At 74.2% G+C, this 4,380-nt stretch carries 4 protein-coding genes; 3 read left to right on the top strand and 1 reads right to left on the bottom strand.

The annotated features are described in order from the left end of the window. The coding region (locus FV230_RS25190; RefSeq protein WP_147844342.1) for a LarC family nickel insertion protein at window positions 1-1,192 on the bottom strand (1,192 nt) is incomplete at its 3' end. Between the two features lie 222 nt (window positions 1,193-1,414). On the opposite strand from FV230_RS25190, the gene FV230_RS25195 reads away from it, so the two are divergent. The 3 genes from FV230_RS25195 to FV230_RS25205 all read left to right on the top strand — a co-directional run. Beyond that, window positions 1,415-2,086, top strand: a complete 672-nt coding sequence (locus tag FV230_RS25195; protein ID WP_147729579.1) for a metal ABC transporter permease — start codon at window positions 1,415-1,417, stop codon at window positions 2,084-2,086. A 146-nt stretch (window positions 2,087-2,232) separates the two neighbouring features. After that, window positions 2,233-4,032 (top strand): nucleotide pyrophosphatase/phosphodiesterase family protein, encoded by a 1,800-nt coding sequence (locus tag FV230_RS25200; RefSeq protein ID WP_147844343.1) that lies wholly within the window; start codon window positions 2,233-2,235, stop codon window positions 4,030-4,032. 157 nt (window positions 4,033-4,189) lie between these two features. Next, a partial coding sequence (locus tag FV230_RS25205) for a sugar phosphate nucleotidyltransferase (protein ID WP_246694994.1) occupies window positions 4,190-4,380 on the top strand: 191 nt, incomplete at its 3' end.

Below are 4,380 nucleotides of genomic sequence, written 5' to 3' on the forward strand. Positions count from 1 at the left end.
CCGCTAGCTTGACCCGCACGTCCCGGCCTTCGACCGCGACGGTCGCGGCCCGGCGGGGCAGGGCGCGGCCGGCGACGAGCGCGTGGCGCAGGCCGATCGTCGCGGTCTCGGAGAAGCACGCGGCGACCACGGCATCGAGGGCGTCGGCGCGGGCGAGCAGGCGGACATGCGCCATCATTCGGCCCTTCTTGCCGAAGACCGGCATCTGCACGACGTCGAGCACGTCGTCCCGCATCCGCAGGCGGTCGAGCCCCATGGCCAAGTCCTCGCCGGACTGGTCGTCGACCTCGAACTCGATCACCGCGATCGTGCGATGGTCCGGATGCGTCTCCGGCGCCGCCATCGGGGCCGCGTCATCGAAGGCGAGCACCCGCACGCAGTTGCTCAGGCCGGGCAGGCGCCTGGTGCCGAAGCCGACGCCGGAGCGCCCGAGACGGCGCGGGCCGCTCGGCGCCGATCCGGCCCCGCCGCAGAGATGGCGCAGGATCGCGGCGCCGGTGGGCGTCACCCGCTCGCCCGGCACGCCGTCGTCGCGGGTCGGGAAGCCGTCGAGCAGCAGCGCGGTCGCCGGGGCCGGTACCGGCAGCAGGCCGTGCTGCGTGCGCACCATCCCGGAGCCGAGGGGGAGGGCGCCGACGCTCCATCGCGTGGCGCCGAGCGCGGCGACGAGGTGGGCGGCGGCGACGATGTCGGCGATCGAATCCCAGGCGCCGACCTCGTGGAACGCCACCTGCTCGACCGCGATGCCGTGCACGCGCGCCTCCGCCTCGGCGAGGTGGCCGAAGATCGCGAGCGCGTGCCCGCGCACCGCCGCTTCGAGATCGGCACGTTCGAGCGCGACGCGGATCTCGGACCACGGGCGGTGATCGTGACCGTGGTCGCCCGCGTGGGCGTGGGCGTGCGACGGGCCGTGCGCAGGATCGTGATCGTGGGGGCCGTGCGCGTGATGGCCGTGCGCGTGCCGGTCCGCGCCCTGCGGCGCGGGACCGGGCTCGCCGGGCCCGGAGACCAGGAAGCGGCTGCCCTGGAGCACGCCGTCGTTGTGCGGCAGCACGCGGCAGGCGACGCCCGCCCGGCTCGCCGCGCGGACGCTCGCCGACACGCCCTCGGCGTGCTCGGGAAAGGCGTCGAGGAGGGCGGCGACGAACATGTCGCCGGCCATGCCGCCGACCGCGTCGAGGTGGATCTGCATGCCTGTCCGATGGTGGAGCGGGCGAAAGGCCCGTCGGTTCGAACACCAGATCGGCCGGAAAGGTTTCGCGGCAAGGCCCCGCGGCCGAGCCCCGGCGAGGCGGATGGCCGCGCCGGCCGGCGGGTGCCGGGCCCGGCGCCGGCATGATAGCGGTCGGGCCGCAGCCGCAGGCTTTCGGACGATCGTGCCGGATGGTCGGGCCTTCCCAACGTCAGGACCCTCATGACACGCCTCCCGCTTCTCGCCCTCGCCGGCCTCCTGTCGATCGGCGGCGCCCAGGCCGCCCCGGTCGTCGAGCGCCTGCGCGGCACGATCGAGGCGGTCGCGCCCGGCGCGATCACCCTGAAGACCATCGACGGCGTGTCGGAGACGATCGCGCTCGGCGACGACACCAAGTTCGTCTCGGTGGTCAAGGCCAGCCTCGACGACGTGAAGGAGGGCACCTTCATCGGCACCGCCACCAAGGGCGAGAGCCCGCGCACCGCGATCGAGGTCGTGCTGTTCCCCGAAGCCATGCGCGGCACCGGCGAGGGCCATTACGGCTGGGACGCGATCCCCGACACCACCGCCGGCGGCGCCCGGGTGAAGAGCGCCATGACCAACGGCACGGTCAAGGCCGACGCCCCGGCCCCCCGGGTGAAGAGCGCGATGACCAACGGCACCGTGTCGGCCAGCGCCGCCGGCGGCGGGGAGCGCACGCTGACCGTGACCTACAAGGACGGCGCGCAGACGGTGGTCGTGCCGCCCCAGGTGCCGGTGGTGACCTTCGAGCCGGCCGACCGGGCGGTCCTGAAGCCCGGCGCCAAGGCCTTCGTCACCGCGGCCCGCGACGGCAGCGCGTTGAGTGCCCGCCGGGTCGCCGTCGGCAAGGACGGGCTGACACCGCCGATGTAGGCGTCGCGCCCCGATCGCGCGGGCGGGCCGGGGATTCCGACCCGCCCGCCGCCCCGCCCGCGTTCGTCGTCACACGGACGTCATGGGGACGTGGGGAGAAGCGGCCCCGAGCCGCGTTCCAGCCGGCGCTTCAGGAGACGACGGCGATGCGTGCGATCCTCAACGGCGTCATCGTCGCCGGCCTGCTCGGCACCGCCGCCGCGGCGGCCGAGCGCCCCCGCAACGTGATCCTGTTCGTCCCCGACGGGATGCGCGCCGGGATGGTCACCCCGGAGACCGCGCCCGCCATGGCGGCGCTGCGCGACCAGGGCGTGAACCTCGCCAACAGCCATTCGCTGTTCCCGACCTTCACCACCGCCAACGGCTCGGCGATGGCGACCGGCCACCACCTCGGCGACACCGGCGACTTCTCGAACACGATCTACGTCGGCAAGCCGGTTGCGGCGCAGAACGGGACGGTGACGCCCTTCGTCGAGAACGATGCGGTGCTCGGCGAGATGAACGGCTTCTTCAACGGCGACTGGCTCAACGAGGAGACGGTGCTGCGGGCCGCCGCCAAGGCCGGGATCAGCACCGCGGCGATCGGCAAGCTCGGGCCGACCCTCAACTTCGACAACACCAGCCGCGACGGCGCCCCGACGATCATCGTCGACGACGACACCGGCTCGGCGCGCGGCATCCCCTTCAGCGCCGAGATGCGGGGCCTGCTGGCGGCCGGCGGCCTGCCGCTGGCCGCCCCCTCGCGCGGGGAGAACGGCAAGGCCGGCGACGCGACGACGCCGGGCACGCTGGTCGCCAACGTCGCGCAGCAGGCCTACTTCGTCGACGTCGCCACGAAGGTCGTGCTGCCGCTGTTCAAGGCCCGCGGAAAACCGTTCGTGCTGGTCTACTGGTCGCGCGATCCGGACGCCGTGCAGCACAACCACGGCGACAGCCTGGGCAAGCTCGTGCCCGGCATCAACGGGCCGACCTCGCTCGCCGGCATCCGCAACGCCGACGACAACCTCGCGGCGCTGCGCCGGGCGCTGGACGCGCTCGGGCTGGCCGACACCACCGACATCGTCGTCGCCGCCGACCACGGCTTCTCGACCATCTCGAAGGAGAGCGCGACGAGCCCGTCGGCGAAGACCGCGCTTCCCGGCGTGCCCGCGGGGCAGCTGCCGCCGGGCTTCCTCGCGCTCGACCTCGCGGCCGCCCTCGGCTTGCCGCTGCACGAGCCCGATGCGAGCGCCGCCCCCGTCCTCGCCGGCCAGCGGCCGAAGCTCGGCAACGCCCTGCTCGGCCCCGACCCGAAGGCGCCGGACCTCGTCGTCGCGGTCAACGGCGGCTCGGACCTCGTCTACCTGCCGAAGGGCGACAGGGCGCTCGCCGCGCGCACGATCGCGGCGCTCCTGGCGCAGGACTACGTCAGCGGCCTGTTCGTCGACGACGCGCTCGGGCGCTTCCCCGGCACGCTGCCGCTCTCGGCGGTGAACCTGAAGGGCGAGGCCGCGACGCCGACGCCGGCGATCGTCGTCAACTTCCGCTCGTACAGCACCGGCTGCGCCAACCCAGAGACCTGCGTCGTCGAGGTCGCCGACACGGCGCTGCAGCAGGGCCAGGGCATGCACGGCAGCTTCAGCCGGGCCGACACCCACAACTTCATGGCCGCGATCGGCCCGAGCTTCAAGGCCGGCTTCGTCGACCCGCTGCCGGTGAGCAACGCCGATCTCGGGCAGACGCTCGCCGCCCTGCTCAAGCTCGAGATCCCCGCCAAGGGCCGCCTGATCGGCCGCCCGATGCGGGAGGCGATGCGGGAGGCTCCGGTGCCGCAGGCGCAGGCCGGCACGCTCCGCTCGGAACCGTCGCCGGCGGGCCTGACCACGGTTCTGCGCTTCCAGCAGGTCGGGGACCAGCGCTACTTCGATGCGGCCGGGTTCCCGGGGCGGACGTTCGGGCTGGAGTGAGGCCGCCGGCCGAGGCGCCCGACGCCGGGCGTTTGCCATCACGACGGATTCGCGGCCGGCCGGACCGGCATCGAGTCGCCTCGCGGCGGCGCGGGCGCTACCGTGGGTTCGCCGAGACCGGGCCGTGCGGCCCGGTCCCAGGAACAGGAGTCGTCCGATGAGCACCGCCCGCATCCTGCCCGTGATCCTGTGCGGCGGCTCGGGCACGCGGCTGTGGCCGGTATCGCGCGAGAGCATGCCGAAGCAGTTCGCGCGGCTGGTGGACGCGTCGGAATCGACGTTCCAGGCCACCGCGCGGCGGGTGGGCGACGCGGCGGTCTTCGCCCGGCCGGCGGTGATCGCGGCGGC

It is taken from the genome of Methylobacterium sp. WL6, from assembly GCF_008040095.1.
Classification (GTDB): domain Bacteria; phylum Pseudomonadota; class Alphaproteobacteria; order Rhizobiales; family Beijerinckiaceae; genus Methylobacterium.

Coding starts and splice junctions, on each gene's coding strand:
- FV230_RS25200 (WP_147844343.1), top strand. CDS start 2,233: ATGCGTGCGATCCTCAACGGCGTCATCGTCGCCGGCCTGCTCGGCACC.
- FV230_RS25195 (WP_147729579.1), top strand. CDS start 1,415: ATGACACGCCTCCCGCTTCTCGCCCTCGCCGGCCTCCTGTCGATCGGC.